The 17779-nt window shown below is 52.5% G+C and carries 19 protein-coding genes and 1 pseudogene; all 20 read left to right on the top strand.

What is annotated here, in order from left to right:
* The first annotated feature begins 884 nt into the window (after nucleotides 1-884).
* The 20 genes and pseudogenes from L384_RS04400 (at nucleotide 885) to L384_RS04470 (ending at nucleotide 17735) form a co-directional block, all read left to right on the top strand.
* On the top strand, nucleotides 885-1271 hold the full coding sequence (locus L384_RS04400) for a phage holin family protein (RefSeq protein ID WP_023324734.1): 387 nt from the start codon (nucleotides 885-887) through the stop codon (nucleotides 1269-1271).
* Entirely contained in the window at nucleotides 1258-1539 is a 282-nt protein-coding gene (locus L384_RS04405; protein ID WP_023324733.1) for a phage holin family protein, read from the top strand. Before L384_RS04400 ends, L384_RS04405 begins: the two co-directional genes overlap by 14 nt.
* Nucleotides 1539-2168: a glycoside hydrolase family 19 protein gene (locus L384_RS04410; protein WP_023324732.1), complete on the top strand. Its 630-nt coding sequence runs from the start codon at nucleotides 1539-1541 to the stop codon at nucleotides 2166-2168. Before L384_RS04405 ends, L384_RS04410 begins: the two co-directional genes overlap by 1 nt.
* 7 nt (nucleotides 2169-2175) lie before the next feature.
* A complete protein-coding gene (locus L384_RS0121280; protein ID WP_032628392.1) occupies nucleotides 2176-2451 on the top strand; it encodes a hypothetical protein in 276 nt (91 codons plus the stop codon).
* Nucleotides 2452-4170: 1719 nt separating this feature from the next.
* Nucleotides 4171-4620, top strand: coding sequence for a hypothetical protein (locus tag L384_RS0121270; RefSeq protein WP_032628266.1), 450 nt, complete (start codon nucleotides 4171-4173; stop codon nucleotides 4618-4620).
* A gap of 46 nt (nucleotides 4621-4666) precedes the next feature.
* Nucleotides 4667-5665, top strand: coding sequence for a terminase small subunit (locus L384_RS04415; protein WP_023324729.1), 999 nt, complete (start codon nucleotides 4667-4669; stop codon nucleotides 5663-5665).
* Nucleotides 5643-6950, top strand: a pseudogene (locus L384_RS0121265) (terminase large subunit domain-containing protein). Before L384_RS04415 ends, L384_RS0121265 begins: the two are co-directional and overlap by 23 nt.
* A 1-nt stretch (nucleotide 6951) precedes the next feature.
* Entirely contained in the window at nucleotides 6952-8340 is a 1389-nt protein-coding gene (locus tag L384_RS04420; protein WP_023324726.1) for a DUF4055 domain-containing protein, read from the top strand.
* A gap of 1 nt (nucleotide 8341) precedes the next feature.
* On the top strand, nucleotides 8342-9439 hold the full coding sequence (locus tag L384_RS04425) for a phage minor head protein (RefSeq protein WP_022651279.1): 1098 nt from the start codon (nucleotides 8342-8344) through the stop codon (nucleotides 9437-9439).
* A gap of 80 nt (nucleotides 9440-9519) precedes the next feature.
* Nucleotides 9520-10290, top strand: coding sequence for a hypothetical protein (locus L384_RS04430; protein WP_023324725.1), 771 nt, complete (start codon nucleotides 9520-9522; stop codon nucleotides 10288-10290).
* Between the two features lie 11 nt (nucleotides 10291-10301).
* A complete protein-coding gene (locus L384_RS04435; protein WP_023324724.1) occupies nucleotides 10302-11255 on the top strand; it encodes a major capsid protein in 954 nt (317 codons plus the stop codon).
* Nucleotides 11237-11536 carry an Ig-like domain-containing protein gene (locus L384_RS22940; protein ID WP_162497085.1) on the top strand — a complete coding sequence of 100 codons (300 nt, stop codon included), beginning with the start codon at nucleotides 11237-11239 and terminating at the stop codon, nucleotides 11534-11536. The genes L384_RS04435 and L384_RS22940 overlap by 19 nt, the downstream gene beginning before the upstream one ends.
* Nucleotides 11537-11572: 36 nt before the next feature.
* The gene (locus L384_RS04440) at nucleotides 11573-12055 is read left to right on the top strand and encodes a DnaT-like ssDNA-binding protein (protein WP_023324723.1); all 483 of its coding nucleotides are present in this window, start codon (nucleotides 11573-11575) and stop codon (nucleotides 12053-12055) included.
* On the top strand, nucleotides 12055-12405 hold the full coding sequence (locus L384_RS04445) for a hypothetical protein (protein ID WP_023324722.1): 351 nt from the start codon (nucleotides 12055-12057) through the stop codon (nucleotides 12403-12405). The genes L384_RS04440 and L384_RS04445 overlap by 1 nt, the downstream gene beginning before the upstream one ends.
* A gap of 1 nt (nucleotide 12406) precedes the next feature.
* Nucleotides 12407-12991: a hypothetical protein gene (locus tag L384_RS04450; RefSeq protein ID WP_023324721.1), complete on the top strand. Its 585-nt coding sequence runs from the start codon at nucleotides 12407-12409 to the stop codon at nucleotides 12989-12991.
* Complete coding sequence (locus L384_RS04455) at nucleotides 12988-13398, top strand: phage tail terminator-like protein (protein ID WP_023324720.1); 411 nt, start codon at nucleotides 12988-12990, stop codon at nucleotides 13396-13398. Before L384_RS04450 ends, L384_RS04455 begins: the two co-directional genes overlap by 4 nt.
* Nucleotides 13399-13467: 69 nt before the next feature.
* Nucleotides 13468-14139, top strand: a complete 672-nt coding sequence (locus L384_RS04460; RefSeq protein ID WP_023324719.1) for a phage tail protein — start codon at nucleotides 13468-13470, stop codon at nucleotides 14137-14139.
* A gap of 64 nt (nucleotides 14140-14203) precedes the next feature.
* Nucleotides 14204-14515 carry a phage tail assembly chaperone gene (locus tag L384_RS04465; protein ID WP_023324718.1) on the top strand — a complete coding sequence of 104 codons (312 nt, stop codon included), beginning with the start codon at nucleotides 14204-14206 and terminating at the stop codon, nucleotides 14513-14515.
* The gene (locus L384_RS0121260; RefSeq protein WP_032628264.1) at nucleotides 14512-14826 is read left to right on the top strand and encodes a DUF1799 domain-containing protein; all 315 of its coding nucleotides are present in this window, start codon (nucleotides 14512-14514) and stop codon (nucleotides 14824-14826) included. The genes L384_RS04465 and L384_RS0121260 overlap by 4 nt, the downstream gene beginning before the upstream one ends.
* A complete protein-coding gene (locus tag L384_RS04470; protein WP_023324717.1) occupies nucleotides 14823-17735 on the top strand; it encodes a phage tail tape measure protein in 2913 nt (970 codons plus the stop codon). The genes L384_RS0121260 and L384_RS04470 overlap by 4 nt, the downstream gene beginning before the upstream one ends.
* Nucleotides 17736-17779: the final 44 nt, after the last annotated feature.

Below are 17779 nucleotides of genomic sequence, written 5' to 3'. Positions count from 1 at the left end.
TAACTGGTGTCTGGCATCTGACGCAGAGAGAGGACATTTGTCACAACGGAGAGGCAGAGGTGATTGAAGGCCTTCTGCCTGAACCATTTAAATGAATATATTCATCTGATTACGTGGCAGATTCTTCATACTGCACATATGCTTTTTAAGCATCCTGAGTAATGGATGTTTCTGAAAGCATTTTTGTGGTGGATCCCCCTAAGCGGAGGGGCGATTCAGCAGGACATTTCTCCAGAGTGTCCAACCAGCGCGCGGAAATGAATGCTGTGATCATTTCCACCGGGAGGCACCCGGCACCACTCCCTCAGTTATTGCCAACTTAGCTATTTATGCCTGCTTTTCCGAGCAGGCTTTTTTTTCATTTATTAATCATCCATTGACCAGATGAATGTTTCTTGTTTTAGTTATGAATGTGGTGAATCCCATCTAAGCGATGGGGCGTCTGGTTAACTGCTATGTGCAGGTATGCACGCGACTTTGACGACCAGAGATAAGTCACCGGGAGGCACCCGGCGCCACATCCTCAAAAAAAACGTTTTGTCGACCACCAGGTTCTGAATCGTCATATACACTTCTAAATGAAACAATTTAAGAGGTGAATTATGAAAGAGGGATATTATTGGATTAGACACAATGACTGTGTCCAGATCGCCTACTTTTCGCACGGTAAAACTGAAGATATGGTTACAGGAAAAATAATCAGAGGCGTCTGGCATCTAACTCGTGGCTACGATCTTTGCCATAACGGTGAAGCGGTCGTTCTGGAAGGCCCCATATCCCCACCTTTATGAACATAATTTGAAGAACACAGGCTGCCTCAGGGTGGCCTTTTTTATTTCCCCTCAAATTTACTGAGAGGATTCACAGCAATATGAGGGGGGCCGATGTCCGATCCATTTTCCGGCACGGGGCTGGCCGGTTTAGCTTTGACTGGAGCCAGTGTCTACGGTCTATTGACCGGAACTGACTACGGTGTTGTTTTTGGTGCATTTGCGGGCGCCGTATTTTACATAGCGACAGCGGCTGACCTGAGTGTGTTACGTCGCCTGGCATACTTCTTCGTGTCGTATATCGTCGGCATTCTTTGTTCGGGGCTGTTGGGTTCAAAACTCACATCCTGGACGGGATACACCGAGAAGCCTCTGGATGCTATCGGTGCCGTAATAGCTTCTGCGTTAGCCGTTCAAATCCTTACGTTCCTGAACAAGCAGGACATTGGCTCGCTGGTGGCGCTGATAACGCGCCGGGGAGGTTCAGGTGGTACTAGATGACCCAACAGCAACTATCAACGCGCTGCTCTGCGCCGGAGTTGTAATTACTCTGATGTTTTATCGCCGTGGTGATTCGCGGCATCGGCCATGGATTTCGCGTTTAGCCTGGCTGATTACCGTCACTTATAGCGCTGTACCGCTGGCGTACCTGTGTGGGATTTACCCGCATTCATCATGGGCCACCATTGCGGCAAACATCATATTCCTTTCCGTGCTGGTGGCCGTCAAAGGCAACGTTGCACGTCTGGTTGATCATCTGAGGCACTAATGAATCAAACACAATTTCAGAAGGCGGCTGGTATCAGCGCCGGGTTAGCTGCGCGCTGGTTTCCGCATATCGACGCCGCTATGAAGGAATACGGCATAACCACACCGCTTGATCAGGCGATGTTTATTGCCCAGATGGGGCATGAAAGCTCCAGATTTACCTGTGTGGTGGAAAATCTTAATTATGCGGCAGAAAACTTGGTGCCGACGTTCGGCAGCCACCGCATCACATCACAGCAAGCCGCTGCACTTGGCAGAACGGCAACGCAACCGGCAAACCAGAAAGCGATCGCTAATCTGGTATACGGTGGTGAGTGGGGAAAAGAACACCTGGGCAATCAGGTTGCCGGTGATGGATGGAAATATCGCGGTCGCGGGCTGAAACAGGTTACTGGTCTGAGTAACTATCGCAGTTGTGGCCAGGCGTTGAAACTGGACCTTGTAACCCACCCGGAACTGCTTGAAGAGGATGAATACGCCGCGCGCTCAGCCGCATGGTTCTATGCCTCCCGCGGTTGCCTTCTTCATTCCGGCGACGTTGAGCGCGTGACACTATTAATCAATGGCGGCCGCAACGGGCTGGAAAAACGCCGTACGTTGTTTAACCTGGCGAAATCAGTTCTGGTATGAGGTGAGTGTGGGTATCGAGACAATAATCGGGCTGGCCGCACTGGTCATTTCCGCTATCGCCGGCGCTTTTGGCCTGGGCCATTTTCGCGGCACCAGCAAAGCAGAAGCCAAAGCCGACCAGCAGCGAACCGAAGATAACGCAGCGGCAATGGTCGCAGCAGCCGAACGCAGGATAGAAACAACGAAAGAGGCCAGCAATGTACAGCAGACTGTTAATCATATGCCTGGCGACGATGTTGATCGCGAGCTGCGTAACGAATGGAAGCGTCCCGGTGGTGGTTGATACCGGTTGCGATTGGGTGAAGCCAATCTTCCTGACGGATCAAGACATCGACGTTCTGGACCGCCAGACGAAGAAAGACATCCTGGCGCATAACAAAGCATGGAAAGCAAATTGCGAGAAAAATTGAGCCTCATCCCTGAGGTTCGGACACAGTCTCTCCTCTGGACTTTAACCGTAGCAAATATTGAGAATTCTGTTATACAAATGGACAATTCTTGTGGCGCAGATGATTAATTAGCAGGGAAAAGCTTGAACAAATCAGGGTGGCTCATCCTTGAGCACACGGGTAGTCCTGAACGACGACTTCACCTGACATAGCAAAGTCTATGTAACAGTCTAGAAAACAATGAGTATTTATCAAGGCGGGAAAGGAAAAAAGTCCCTTCCGAAATGAAATCCTGCAATTCGGAAGGGAGACCAAAGGGGTCATCATTACAAGAGAATGTAAATGTAATCCATTTCTCAAAAGTAAAAAGGTGTATTAAATAAATAACTCAAAGGAACGAAAATCTACTTTCTTCTAATGCCTGATGGGTATACGGAATGAATGATTAGCGAAGAATTTTAACAATGCTCACAACTTTATTTTGTCTGTCAGCTACATTTTAATGGCACGAGTGATTCGATATCTCTGCCATACAGATGAATCCCCCTGAGCGGAGGGGCAACCAGTCACTGCTGGACGTAGTGTTGCGGGTTTGCGGAGTGATGCAAGTCCACCGGGAGGCACCCGGCGTCTGAATGCTTGACTAAAGGAATAGGGTACACGTCGAAATGAGTGCGAAGTAATACCTACTTACTGCTAGACCCAGCCAGTTCTGTCCGAGCTGGCTTTTTTTTGAAAAAAAAGCCCTCTCAGCGAGGGCTACAGGAGTCTCAGTTTCGTTGCTCTTTTTATTGATGTTCCCCGGAGTTGGCATTCTCCGCATCAGAGTCATGTATAGCCTGGCAGCCAGGCAGATAACAACAAGCGTAAGCGTGGGATATTAAGAAATTCCTCAGATTGTTTTCACTGGTGGATGGGCTAAAGACCTTGAAACAGTAAGCGGGTTGACCGCAGCCATAAGGCCATGCAGCAGCCATGATGCTGCCCCGAGTTGCGTAATGGCGAGCAGGTATAGCAGACCGTTGTGAGGGTAAATAAGGGGACATGCTCCGGTAAAGCAGCGCGAACGCCAGACGCGCACCGGTTATAAGCGGCGATGAAGCGACAGCAACTCAAGGGCATGAGCGTGGCCACTCCGGGTAGTGGCAGCCATTACAACGCCCACCTGCTGGTGGGCTTGATGATAGTTATAAGATTAAGCGGATGAATCAATCAACTGATTATCTTGCGCAACTGGATTTCTTCCTGCTCGTTAAGCCTGGCATACTCGCTTATTTGTTTAATAAGTGACTCTTTGTTATTAGACATCATGGACGAAACATAGCAGCCAGTTCGCCATTCGAAAAAGCTCACCAAAAATAAGGTTGATGCTGTAGAATGCTGATAATGTATTGAGAGGTGATTGCAAATTTTTTTCGTTACCATGGAGTTAGCTTTTACTTAATGCAAATTACCGGGATTTATAATGCTTTATTGATATGAGATATATGGATACTTAACGGTTGCTAAAAGAGAATTTAGTACCACTAAAAATAGTAGGAATAATCTTACGTCGTTGTTGCTGTTGGCACAATATGGATAATAACTTTGCCTAAACAAAACAATAGCAACCGATGAAAATTCACTTTATTACAATCGCCTTGCTGGCGACGATTTCTTCGCCATCCTACGCAGCGTTTCAGGAAAGAGAATACAATACCTGGTATCAAAAAGATGCTGTACTCTACGACATTACCCAGACCTCAGAGGGATTGCCTGTCATGATAAGCATCTCTCAACCGGGGAGGGAGTCAGCTAATATGCTCGTATCCTATATGTCCGATGGTGGTTGTGGAGATGAGAAGGTGCGGCTTAATGCTAACGGGAAGGATGTGCCTGCAACTTACACTTGTGTATCAGTCGGAGCAGACAAGATTGAACACTTTGCAGTGAATGATGCAAGCAAGGTCAATGAGATGGTTAACCACCTCAAGTCAGATTTCACTTTGTTGCTTCAGAACGATATCAAAGTCTGGGCTGCTAACATAAAGACGCCGAAGTATGGCTTAGCACCAAAATTTTAAATCTCAAAATTTAACCGCCTAAGGGCGGTTTTTTATTGGAGTTAATATGGCAAAACCGGACTGGGGCGAGCTTCAGCAACGGTTCCTGTCCGAACATGCCGCAACCGGCGTATCACCAAAGGAATGGTGTGAAGCGCAGGGACTGAATTACGCTACCGCCCGTCGATATATTAAAAAACCTTCTGCGCAAACTGCGCGAAAAACTGCGCAGAAAAAAGTGCGCACTGCGCAAAAAGAACAAAGCGCAGAAGAGCTGGTGGATGATGATGGATTAACGGCACAGCAAAGACGTTTTGTCGCAGAATACCTAAAGGATGGTAACGCCACACAAGCCGCTATCAGGGCGGGTTACAGCAAAAAATCCGCTGAACAAATCGGTTATCAACTCCTTCAGAAAACTTCAGTTGCCCAGGCTATTGCACAACAGCAGAAAGCTTCCATTGCTCGCACGCTTGGCGGTGCCGATGAAGTCCTCGCGCAGATGTGGCAGCTTGCCACCTTCGATGCAAACCAGCTTTCGCAGTATCGCCGCGGCGCGTGTCGTTACTGCTGGGGCTTCGGTCACCAGTACCAGTGGCGCGATATGGTGGAATTCGAAGAGAAGCGCCTCGAAGCTACAGAACGCGATAAGCGTGAGCCAGTCGATGTTGGAGGTTACGGCTACGATCACACCCGAGAGCCTAACCCAGGCTGTCCGCGCTGCAACGGCGATGGTATTGGTCAGCCGTATTTCGCCGATACTCGGAAACTCTCCCCTGTTGCTGCTCTGGCTTATTCCGGTGTGAAGCTGGGGAAGAATGGCGTCGAGATAACCGCTATCAGCCGTGAGCGAATGTTTGAAGCGGTAATGAAGCGGCTCGGCCTGGCGGATAGCGAGTTCGCTCAACGTCTCCAGCAAATCGAAATCGACCGCCGGCAGCTGGAGGTTGAGAAACTCCGCAAAGAGCTGGCCGGTGATGGTGATGATGACGAACCGACCCCAGTTCAGATCAATATCAATGTAGTGGACGCGAGGGCGGAAGATGGGGATCAGCCCGACACTTAACATTCCTCAGGCGCGTTTCCTCGCGATGCAGCACAAATTCAAAGCCTACGTTGCCGGGTTCGGTTCCGGTAAGACGTGGGTGGGTTGTGGCGGCATCTGTAAGGGGATGTGGGAGCACCCTAAAATCAACCAGGGTTATTTCGCGCCGACGTACCCGCAGATCCGTGACATCTTCTACCCGACGATTGAGGAAGTGGCCTTTGACTGGGGGCTGAGCGTCAAAATCAACGAGGGGAACAAAGAGGTTCACTTCTACGAGGGGCGACGATACCGCGGGACGACAATCTGCCGTTCGATGGAGAAACCTGGCTCGATAGTTGGTTTCAAAATCGGTAATGCGATGGTGGATGAGCTGGACGTCATGGCGGCAGCCAAAGCGCAGCAGGCCTGGCGAAAAATCATCGCCCGTATGCGCTACAAAGTAGACGGGCTGCGTAACGGCATCGATGTAACGACAACGCCGGAAGGCTTCAAATTCGTCTACCAGCAGTTCGTGAAGGCGGTTCGTGAAAAGCCGGAGCTCGCGGCCCTCTATGGACTGATTCAGGCCAGCACGTTTGACAATGCGAAGAATCTACCGCCTGATTACATCCCATCGCTGCTGAGCTCATACCCTGACGAACTGATTCAGGCCTATCTGCGCGGCAAATTCACCAACCTCAACAGCGGGACCATTTACCACACGTTCAACCGTAAGCTCAATAACTGTTCTGATGAGGTTCAGGATGGGGATCCGCTGTTTATCGGCATGGACTTCAACGTTGGGAAAATGGCCGCGATTGTTCACGTAAAGCGTAACGGCCTGCCGCGCGCTGTTCGTGAGTTAGTGAAGGTCTACGACACGCCGGCGATGATTAAGCGCATTCAGGAGGAATTCTAGCGCTACGAGGATGGCCGCTATGTGAAAAACCGGGAGATTTATATTTACCCGGATGCCTCAGGCGATTCCCGTAAATCCCAGAACGCCAGTAAGACCGATATCGCCCAGCTCAACGAAGCCGGATTCAGCGTCATTGTTGATGATGCCAACCCGCCGGTTAAGGACCGTATCAACTCGATGAACGCCATGTTCTGTAACGCCAACGGCGAACGCCGCTATCTGGTCAACGTCCAGAACTGCCCGGTCTATACCGAAAGCCTTGAACAACAAGTCTGGGCTGCGAACGGCGAACCGGATAAATCAGCGGATAACGATCACCCCAATGATGCTGGTGGGTACTTCATCGTGAAGGATTACCCCATTGTGAAGCCGGCATACTCAATCACCATGGACACCACTTTCTGATATGGCAAACGACGACATCACCTGGGTTCGACCAGAACACCGGGCGGCTTCTGCTGCCTGGCGGAAATACAGGGACTTTTGCAAAGGGGCCGAGGCCGTAAAAGGGGCAGGTAATAAGTATCTGCCGTATCTCGACCCAACCGATAAATCATTACGCAATAAAAAGCGTAATGAGGACTATCTGAGCCGCGCGGTGTTCTACGCCATAGCAGGCAATACGAAGATCGGCATGCTTGGGATGGCGTATCGAAAGGACCCCACGTTTAACGGTCCTGAAAAGCTCAAATACATGTTGGACAATGCTGACGGGGCCGGCACCAGTATTTACCAGCAGTCGCAGCTGGTGACCGAGAACTTGCTGGAGGTTGCGCGAGAGGGCATTTACGTCGATTACGCTGAAGCCTCCGATGAGGCGATCATCCTCCGCTATCCGGCAGAGAACATCATCAACTGGAGAACAAAGCGTATTAACGGACGCGATCAGCTGGTGCTGGTGGTCCTGCGCGAATGCGTAGAAGAGCCGGATGGTTACGCTTACAAGGATGAAATTCAGTACCGCGAGCTGGCGCTGGAAGAAGGGCGGTTCATCTGCCGGGTATGGCGCCGGGCTGGTGGCACTGCAAGCGGAACCTACACCGTTGACAGTGAGTACCACCCTAAGCCGAAAGGAAAGGACTATTGGGACGAAATCCCGTTCACTTTTGTCGGTGCACAGAACAACGATCCCACTATCGATGACTCCCCGCTGGCCGCGCTGGTTGAGATAAACCACGGCCATTACCGGAACAGCGCTGACTATGAGGACAGCGTGTGGTTCTGTGGCCAGGTGCAGCCTTATATGACTGGGCTTGATACCAACTGGCGCGATCACCTTGAGAAGACCGGAGTGAAAATTGGTTCCCGTTCACCACTGATGCTTCCCAGAGATGGCTCATTTGGCTATGCCCAGGCGCAGCCGAACATGCTGGCTAAAGAGGCCATGGACAGTAAGCGCGATTACATGGTGCAGCTGGGCGCGCGGCTGATTGAGCAGAACGCCACGGCGAAGACGGCAACCCAGGCGAGTGGTGAGCAAACATCTTCCACATCCGTGCTCGGTATCTGCGTTTCAAACGTTTCTGAGGCCTATACGCTGGCGCTTGGCTGGTGTGCGAAATACCTCGGCATTAAGGGCGAAACGACGAGTTACACCATCAACCAAGAATTCATAGCGAAGGTTGCCGAGTCGGGCATGGTGACGGCAATCGTCAACGCCTGGCAGTCCGGTGCGCTGCGCGACAGCGATATGGTTCGCGCACTGCAGAAGCTTGACCTTATCGACCCGGCCGACAGCCCGGACGAAGTGATTGATGCACTTCGCAACCAAGCCCCCACATTGACCGGTGGCTGATATGGCAACAGTAAACGAAAGCTTGCGCGATGAATCAATCGCACATTCCGTCTGGTTAAGCCGCTACGCTACCGGCGTGGCAAACCGGATGGTGAAGTTGCTTAACGAGACGGATGCTGACCTGTCGGCACGTCTACTGGATGCGCTGGACAGGCTCCCGGCTGATAGCTTCACGGTTACACGTCTCGAAAGCTTACTCGGCAGCGTACGCGAACTTAATCATCAGGCCGTTGCTTCAATGCAAACTGGCCTCGAAAGAGAGTTAATGTCTCTCGCACAGAACGAAGTAAGTTACCAGCTCAGTCTGTTTGATTCTCTTCTTCCTTCTCAGGTGCTTGAACACTATCCATTACAGACCATTACCGCCGATATGGTCTATGCCGCGGCGATGGCGCAACCCTTTCAGGGGAGGCTACTAAGTGAGTGGGCGGAGAATCTGGAATCGGACAGGCTGGCGCGTATCGTGAACGCCATACGTCGGGGTTATCTTGCCGGCGACAGGGTAGAAACTATCGCGCGCAATGTTCGTGGTCACGCCAACAAAGACTATCGCGACGGCGCGCTGCAGATGAGCAGGGCAAACGCCGCCAGCATCGCTAAAACAGCCGTGAATCATCTGGCTGCCACAGCACGCAACAGCTTCACCAGTGCCAACAGCGATATCGTGAAAGGAAAACAGTGGCTGTCTACGCTGGACAATAAAACAAGCCATGACTGCATTATTCGTGACCTGCTGCGCTACACCCTGGATAACAAACCGGTCGGGCATAAGGTGCCTTACCTGCAGGGACCCGGGAAAATTCATTTCTGCTGCCGTTCAACTGAAACCCTAATCCTTAAATCCTGGCGCGAACTCGGCATTGATATCGATGAAATGGATGATGGTACACGCGCCAGCATGGATGGGCAGGTACCTGCTAATACCACGTATCTTGAATGGCTCGCGCGTCAGCCAGCTCAACGGCAGGATCAGGTTCTGGGTGCCGAGCGTGGCCGTCTGTTCCGCGCGGGTGAAATCGACCTGGCTGATATGTTCACTGACAAAGGCGAATGGATCAGCCTGGAACGTCTGAAACAGCTCTCAGGTACTGACTACTAACAACCATTACTTTCTTCATGCCCTGGCATCCGCCGGGGCTTTTTTATGGGCGAGGCCCGGCAAAATCCCAAGGGGAAATTATGTTAATTCGAAACATGCTCTTGAAATTTTACGCACCAGAAAACGGCGGAGAGGGCAGCGGTGGCGGTGGTATCGAAATCACGCCAGAAATCCAGAAGCTGATTGATGAGCGTGTGACCAGCGAAGTCACAGGCCTGAAATCAAAAAACTCTGAGCTGCTGGGCACCATCAAGCAGCAAAAAGAAACCCTGTCACGCTTCGATGGTATCGATCCTGATGCTGTACGTGGGATCCTCCAGCGTTTTTCCGACGACGAAGAGGCAAAGCTGATTGCCGCCGGGAAAATTGATGAGGTGCTCGATAAGCGCACCGAGCGTCTGCGTGCTGACGTTGATAAGCAGATTAAAGCCGCAAATGAACGCGCCGACAAAGCCGAAGCGTTCTCCAACAAATTCCGGGACCGGGTTCTGGGCGATGCAATCCGTGCAGCAGCCTCAAAAGCTGGCGCGCTGCCGGAAGCATCCGACGATCTGATTCTGCGTGCCAAAGGCACATTCCAGCTCAACGACGAAGGCGAGGCCGTAGCAGTTGATGCAAATGGCGATGTTCTGTTCGGTAAAGACGGCAAAACTCCACTAAGCCCACTTGAGTGGGCGGAGTCTCTAAAGGAGACGGCTCCGCATCTGTTCCCACGCGCAGAAGGCACCGGCGCAGGTGGACACAAACCAAACGGCGGTGGCAGCCTGAAACGTTCCGAAATGAGCGCCAGCGACAAAGCGGACTACATCCGCAAGCATGGCCAGCAGGCCTTCCTCAAACTTCCGAAATAAGGGATTAACCCATGCCTACCACTGTTAATAGTGATCTGATTATTTATGACGACCTGGCGCAGACCGCTTTCCTCGAGCGCCGCCAGGACAACCTGGCTATTTTCAACGCGTCCTCCAACGGCGCGATCCTGCTGGATAACGAGCTGATTGAAGGCGACTTCCGCAAGCGTGCCTTCTACAAGGTTGGCGGCTCTATCGAATCGCGTGACGTTAACTCCACCGAAAAAGTGACGGGTAAGAAGATTGGCGCCGGCGAAGCAGTTTCCGTCAAAGCGCCGTGGAAATACGGTCCATACGAAACGACTGAAGAAGCGTTCAAACGCCGCGGCCGCTCGGTTGACGAGTTCTCCGAAGTGATCGGCACTGATGTGGCTGACGCGACGCTGGAAGGCTACGTGAAATACGGCTTGAAGGCGCTGACGGCTGCTATTGGCGCCAACGCGGACATGGTGGTTACCGCCGATATCGAAACAGACGGCAAGAAGACCCTGACGCGCGGCCTGCGTAAGTACGGCGACAAGTTCAACCGTGTGGTGCTCTTCGTTATGCACTCCGCCACTTACTTCGACATCGTGGATGAGGCGATCGCCAACAAAATCTATGAAGAAGCGGGGGTGGTGGTTTACGGCGGGCAGCCGGGCACCCTGGGTAAACCTGTCCTGGTTACCGACACCATGGACGCTGATGCGATCCTTGGGCTGGTGGCCGGAGCGGTTACCGTCACCGAATCTCAGGCGCCGGGCTTCCGTTCCTACGATATCAACGATCAGGAAAACCTTGCGGTTGGCTATCGCGCTGAAGGCGTGGTGAACGTTGACCTGCTGGGCTACAGCTGGGATACCTCCAAAGGCGATAACCCTGACCTGACCGCCATCGGCACTGCGGGTAACTGGAAGAAGCACTTCACCAGTAACAAATCTACGGCTGGCGTGCTGATTAAGCTGGGATCCGCAGCGGGGGAGTAACGCTGTCAGCGGATAAAACCTCCGCAACCGCTGACAGCACCGATGCGGTCACCATTTCCCTTAAGTACACGCTAAACGGCGCAGGTGTTTCCGGCAAAACCGTTGCCTGGAATTCAACCGGCGGCACGCTCAGCACTGCCAGTTCTCAAACCGGCTCTGCTGGTGGGGCAACGGTCAAACTTACCTCTGATATGGCAGGTACTTTCACAGTCACTGGTACTGTTGATGGTATTGCTAAATCGAGTGAGGAAATCACCTTCACCGCACCTGCAGCTGGCTAATCGATGGGGCGTAAGCCCCATTCACCGGATGCTCAGATGATTAATACTGATATCACCGCCGCTGACGTTAACAGTTACGCCAGCGAAGATGAACTGGCGTCATTTGCCGCGCTGAGAGGGATTGAGCTGCCTGAAAAGCTCGCACCGTTACTGATTAAGGCGATGGACTACCTGGAAGGGCTTGATTGGGTAGGTTCCAAAGCAGACCCTCGACAGCCTCTGGCCTGGCCACGCGCAAATGTCATTCTGGATGGACACGACTTCCCACCCGACCAGGTGCCACGGCAGGTTATCACCGCACAATGCATGCTGGCTATCGAGGCAATTGATGGCGATTTGCTTTCAAGCGTTCGTGAGGCCGCGGTTAAAACCGAACGTGTCGAAGGCGCCGTTACCATAACCTATGCGGTTGCCGATGGTGAGGTGTTCACACCATCCTACCCGGCGGTAATGGCTATTCTCGGCGACCTGGCTGGTGGGCGTGGATATGCAATCAATGCTTTCGCGGAGCGCGCGTAATGACCATCAACTATCAGCGAATGCAGGCGACAGCGACTCGTATGCTCAAGCAGAACGGCATTGCATACAACGTCACGCGTAAGGGCACGTTAATCATCATCGGTGGTGTGGAGCATCGTTCCGATGATATCCAGTTCACCGCCACAGGAGTGAAGACGGATTACGCGCCAGGCGAAATTGATGGAACCGTCATTGAAAACGGAGATATTCGGATTGTCTTCACTGCTGAGAAGGAAATTAAAACCGGCGATCTGATCGTCGTGGACGGCGTAAGCCACCGCGTAGTAAAACCTAACCCCGTGAAACCGGGTGCGGTGGTGCTCTGCTACAAATCTCAGTTGAGGGCATAGCATGAGTGATAATAAGGCGTTTACGGCTGCCATCACCGCGTTCGTGGACAAAGCCAAAGCGAATCAGGAAGCGGCCGTACGTGCTGTCGGCATTCGGATCCTTAATCAACTGGTGATGATGTCACCTGTCGGCAACCCCGAACTCTGGGGCATCAACCAGACGGCAGCTTCTTACAATCAGGCGGTATACGACCATAACGAAGCGCAAAAATCGGACCCTGCCAACCTGACTAAAACCGGGCGACTTAAGAAGAAAGCTCGACTGGTGGATGGGATGGATATCAAAGCGCCGCCCGGGTATACCGGTGGACGGTTTCGGGGCAACTGGCAGGTATCGTTTGATGCTCCGACAACTGATGAAACAGGGCGAATAGACAAGACCGGCGACCTGACAAAAGCGGCCGGGAACTACACGCTGTCGCTTTTCAAAGTCGGGATGAAGGCCATTTATTTCTGCAACAACGTGCCCTATGCCTACCCGCTGGAAATGGGGCATTCCACACAGGCACCGGGCGGAATGGTCCGTATAACCGCTGCTGAGTTTCAACGCTTCTTTGAGGAAGCTATCAAGGAGGTGTCCAGGTGATTCCTGATACTGCATCTGCACTGGCCGCCAGATTGGGTTCCTGGGCCGATGCCGAAGGCATTTCTGTTGCATGGGAGAATGTGCCGTTTACACCTCCTGCTAACGAGATGTACCTGGTCGTTCACGATATGCCCGTTACGCCGCGAACAATTGATCTCGGCTTGCGCTGCCGGACTTATTCTGGCGTGTACCAGATTAATGTCGTGGCGCCAGCCGGGTCCGGCCGTACCTCCGTCGTTGCCCTGGCGGGCAGGGTAGCGGAGTTGTTCCCCGAGGGGCTGGAAATTGCAGGCAAAGACTTTACCTGCTGGATTAGCAGCGCGCCTGGCATATTCCGCGGCGTCCCTACACCTGTGTCCTACACCGTTCCTGTCAGCCTGAATTATCGGGCAGACATTACCAACTGATTCCCTCTGTGACGTCCCACAACTGACCGGCCTTGAGCCGGTTTTCCCGTTTCTAAAGGAGTAACCATTATGGGCTTTGCATTGCCTAACGGCGCTCATGTCTATCTGGCATCGGGCTACGGCCCGGCCATTACGTTCACCGGCGCGACGAATGCTGAGCACGCGGTGATCACCGTTAGCGCCGCAGACGATATCGCGGTCGGCGATATCGTTCACGTGAACTGCAACTGGTCGGGTATTGATAACGTTATCGCGAAAATCGACGCGATTGCGGAGAATGTTGTCACTCTTCGCAACATCAATACCACAAACACAAACAAATACGCGGCGGGCGGCGGTTCCGGCTCTATTCGCAAAATTGAAGAATGGACCGAACTGCCACAAATCACTGAGGTTTCGAAATCAGGTGGTGATCAGAACACCACGCAGATTCAGTTCCTCAGCGATGATCGCCAGCGCAACCTGAACACCTATAAATCCGCAGTCTCTCAGACCTACTCTATCGCTCACGACTCAACTCTCCCGGTATATCCGTTGCTGCGCCAGCTGGATGAAGACGAAGAGACAGTCGCAGCGTACATGTACGTGCCGAAGGCGAAGGAGAACCGTTACTGGGCGGCCACGGCATCTTTTGACGACACGCCGACTACTGCGGTTAACGAGGTAGAGACAGTGAGTGTGGTGCTGAACCTGCAGTCACCGGCGATGACGTTCTACAAGGTGACTGACGCTGCCGCCTGACCCGTCAGAGCTTTCACCATTCCATGCCTCCCATCACGGAGGCTTTTTTTCGTAAGAGGTATCAATGGCGACTAAATTCACCCTTCAGCCCAAACCAACTTTTAAGGCCAACGTCTCGATCCCGCGCGCTGGCGATGAGGATGGCGTGCTGACATTCACGTTCAATCATAAACCACTTAAAGAGCTGGCTGACCTGGAAAAACTCGAAGGCAAAACCGCCACTGATTTTCTGATGGAAATTATTTCTGGCTGGGCACTTCCTGATGCATTTAACGCGGAAAACTTGTCGCTGCTGCTTGAGAACTATCCGGCGGCGATCAAGGCTATCCCTGAAACCTACTATCGCGAACTGATGGGGCAACGCGAAAAAAACTGATAGCGGTTGCCTCTGCATTCTATACGCCTGAACCCACAGCGGCAGACCTGGCGCCTTACGGGCTTACGCCGGATGACTATGACGATCATTTCGTAGATGTCTGGCCAGATGTATGGCCTTCATTCCTGGTGTTTCAGGCTGTCAGTACGCAGTGGCGCACGGGCATGGGTGGTGCATCAGGGCTTGATTACAACGTGCTGCCCTGGGTAATGCGCCTGCACCACGTCGAGGACGAGGCAACCGCACTTTCGGACATCCGAATCATGGAGAGCGCCGCACTAAAAGTTATGCATAAAGAGAGGGCGGAATGAGTAACGATATCGCCACGATTTCCCTGCGCGTAAATACCAGTGAGCTGGAGCGCGGTAACCAGGCACTGGATCGCTTTCAGGAGACCGCGTCCGCCGCGGCAGGTAAAGCGGATGACCTGAACAGCACGTTCCGCACCGGTATCGATAACCAGAAGAAAAACAGCGAAAGCCTGAAGAAGCAGCGTCAGGAACTGCAGAACCTGCTGAATAAAATCAGCCCGGTAAACAAGGCACTGGATGAACTGGACACTATCCAAGAGAGCCTGGCGAAGTTTCGCGGTAAAGGGCTGGTGGGAGACGAGGACTTTACTCGTTACAACAGCGTGCTTGAGACGACGCGGGTAAAACTGGCACAGGTAATGGAGTCTGAAACCGCAGAGGGGCGGGCTCGCATTGAACAGGCTCAGGCAGCGCAGCGTGCAGCTGCGGCGGGCAAAACCTTTATCGATTCGCTGGAGGAGCAGGTCACAGCAATCGGAAAAACGCGCGCAGAACTGTTAGAGCTAAAAGCTGCCCAACTCGGCGTATCCGATCGTGCTGCACCAATGATCGCAAAGCTGAAAGAGCAGGAGGAAGCGTGGAAGTCTGGGGCTATCAGCGCGGGGCAATACCGCAATGCTATGCGTTATCTCCCGATGCAAATTACCGACATTGTGACCTCACTGGCTTCCGGTATGCCTGTTTATATGGTTGCCATTCAGCAGGGCGGTCAGCTCCGTGATTCGTTTGGCGGTGTAGGCAATGCGCTGAAAGCGATGTTGTCGATGGTGACCCCTGCCCGAGTCGCAATTGGTGGCTTGGCCGGTGCTGTACTGATTGCGGCCAAAGCGGGATCGGACTACTTCACCGCCTACGACGAAATCAACAAGGCCATTATCAGGACTGGCAACATTGCCGGCACGTCAGCGCTCCAGATCATGGCTTCCTCCCAGTCTATTGCTGCCTCTACTGGAGCTACTGTAGGAACCGTTCAGGGTCTGATGACTGAGCTGGTTGGCATGGGATCGCTGACACAGCAGCAACTTGAAAAAGCAGCGGGCTCCACGGCGTTGGCGGTTCAGACCGGTATAGTCTCGGCGCAGGACATCGCCAAAGCCTATAAGGACATCGAAAAAGACCCTGTTAAAGCGCTGCAGAGTCTCAACGAACAATATAATTTCCTGACCGTTTCACAACTTAAGCATGTTGACGATCTGATAAAGCAAAAGGACCAGACCGCGGCCGTTACGCAGGCTATGGACCTGTTTGGCGATACGATGGCAATACGTGGGGAGCAGGCTTACGACTCGCTGACACCGTTTGGTCGCCTGTGGCTGGGTATCAAGGGCTGGGCGTCTGAGGCCATGCAGAGTATCGGTCAGTGGGTAGCTGAACTGGCATCAAACACCCTGAAGGAATTCAACGCAATTTATTACAGCGTTGCGATCGTTTTCCAGAAGCTGAACCAGATCATTTCTTCCTCTATCGCTGCCGCTATTAACCTCGTTCCCGACTGGGCGAAAACAGATACTTTGCAGGGATGGCAGGACTACAACGAAAAAATGGCCGGTGCTTATGGCGACAGCATCTCTCAGCTGAAAAAAGACTGGGATGCCGCTGATATCAGTGCAGGTAAATACCTCGATACGACCAGAAAGATAAGTACCGCAACCACCCAGAAGGATCGGGAAGGAGTCGCTGCTTTTGGCAAAAAGACCAAAACCGGAAAGCAGGGCACTTTATCAGCTGGCGATCGCAGCACGGATGCTGCCCAGGCCGAGTTACTGGCGCTTCAGGCACAGTTACGCGCGCTGCAGCAGCATAAAGGGCTGAACGATACTATCAGCCAGCAGCGCAAAGATCTGTGGACGACTGAAGCGAAATTTCAGGTGCTGGAGGAGGCCTCGCGTTCACGTTCACTGACAAAGCAGGAACAATCCCTGCTGGCGAGTAAAGACCAGGTGCTTCAGTTGGCACGGCAGAAAGCCCTGTTAGGTGATCAGATTACCGCACAGGAACAGCTGAACAAGCGAATGGATACCTCGCAGAAATACGTCACGCAGATGGCAGAGAAGCAGGCTGCATTAGTGAACGGTGCAGGGATGAGTGACCGTCAGGCACAACGTGAACTCGCGAAAAGTCAGCTTGCCGCTGGCTGGAAGAATGCTGGAGGTTCACTTGACGACGAGAGCTATCAGAAGCAGCTTAAAGCGGCGAATGATTACTATGATGCAGAGGACAGGTTGCGTGGCGACTGGTTGACCGGCGCGAAGAAGGGCTGGGCTGAATTTGAAGACAGCGCGACCAATGTTTACTCGCAGGTGCAGACGATTACCAGCAATGCGTTCGCCGGGATGGCCAGCACACTTACTGACTTTTTTACTACTGGTAAATCAAACTTCTCAGATTTCCTGACTACCTTCCTTAAGGGCATCGCCCAGATGCTGACGCAACTGGCTCTGGTTAATGGAATGAAATCAGCCTTTAGTGGATCGGGTGTCGGTGCCTTCTTTGGTTTCTCTGGTGGTGGTCTGGTGCCGGGATTCGATAGCGGTGGCTACACCGGTGATGGTGGTAAGTACCAACCGAAAGGCGTAGTTCACGGTGGTGAGTTTGTGTTTACGAAGGAAGCGACCAGTGCGCTGGGTGTCGGTAATCTTTATGCGCTTATGCGGGGTGCTCAGGGCTATGCAAACGGCGGGTATGTTGGCACCGCGCCCATGTATGGATTGCAATCCGCTGGCGCTGGCAATGTTACTGTTCAAACGTCTGTTGTTGTGCAGAACCAGAACTCTCAGCAACAGAGTTCCGGCAATGACGATGCTGTTTCTCGAGCTTACAAGCAGACCATGGATCAGTCTGTTCGTGCCGGGATTGCCAAACAGCTGCAGCCTGGTGGGCTCATCTGGAATGCAACAAAATCAAGATAAGAGACATGGTGTTTGTTTTATCACATTATTCATCATGTTAAGAT

This window comes from Enterobacter sp. MGH 38, assembly GCF_000492855.1.
Taxonomy (GTDB): Bacteria; Pseudomonadota; Gammaproteobacteria; order Enterobacterales; family Enterobacteriaceae; genus Enterobacter; species Enterobacter hormaechei_C.
This window is presented reverse-complemented; position numbering and strand designations above follow the sequence as displayed.

Excerpts from the sequence above, each read along its gene's own strand:
- L384_RS04400 (WP_023324734.1), top strand. The coding sequence starts at position 885 with ATGTCCGATCCATTTTCCGGCACGGGGCTGGCCGGTTTAGCTTTGACT.
- L384_RS04410 (WP_023324732.1), top strand. The coding sequence starts at position 1,539 with ATGAATCAAACACAATTTCAGAAGGCGGCTGGTATCAGCGCCGGGTTA.
- L384_RS0121270 (WP_032628266.1), top strand. The coding sequence starts at position 4,171 with ATGAAAATTCACTTTATTACAATCGCCTTGCTGGCGACGATTTCTTCG.
- L384_RS04415 (WP_023324729.1), top strand. The coding sequence starts at position 4,667 with ATGGCAAAACCGGACTGGGGCGAGCTTCAGCAACGGTTCCTGTCCGAA.
- L384_RS04420 (WP_023324726.1), top strand. The coding sequence starts at position 6,952 with ATGGCAAACGACGACATCACCTGGGTTCGACCAGAACACCGGGCGGCT.
- L384_RS04425 (WP_022651279.1), top strand. The coding sequence starts at position 8,342 with ATGGCAACAGTAAACGAAAGCTTGCGCGATGAATCAATCGCACATTCC.
- L384_RS04430 (WP_023324725.1), top strand. The coding sequence starts at position 9,520 with ATGTTAATTCGAAACATGCTCTTGAAATTTTACGCACCAGAAAACGGC.
- L384_RS04435 (WP_023324724.1), top strand. The coding sequence starts at position 10,302 with ATGCCTACCACTGTTAATAGTGATCTGATTATTTATGACGACCTGGCG.
- L384_RS04440 (WP_023324723.1), top strand. The coding sequence starts at position 11,573 with ATGATTAATACTGATATCACCGCCGCTGACGTTAACAGTTACGCCAGC.
- L384_RS04445 (WP_023324722.1), top strand. The coding sequence starts at position 12,055 with ATGACCATCAACTATCAGCGAATGCAGGCGACAGCGACTCGTATGCTC.
- L384_RS04450 (WP_023324721.1), top strand. The coding sequence starts at position 12,407 with ATGAGTGATAATAAGGCGTTTACGGCTGCCATCACCGCGTTCGTGGAC.
- L384_RS04460 (WP_023324719.1), top strand. The coding sequence starts at position 13,468 with ATGGGCTTTGCATTGCCTAACGGCGCTCATGTCTATCTGGCATCGGGC.
- L384_RS04465 (WP_023324718.1), top strand. The coding sequence starts at position 14,204 with ATGGCGACTAAATTCACCCTTCAGCCCAAACCAACTTTTAAGGCCAAC.
- L384_RS04470 (WP_023324717.1), top strand. The coding sequence starts at position 14,823 with ATGAGTAACGATATCGCCACGATTTCCCTGCGCGTAAATACCAGTGAG.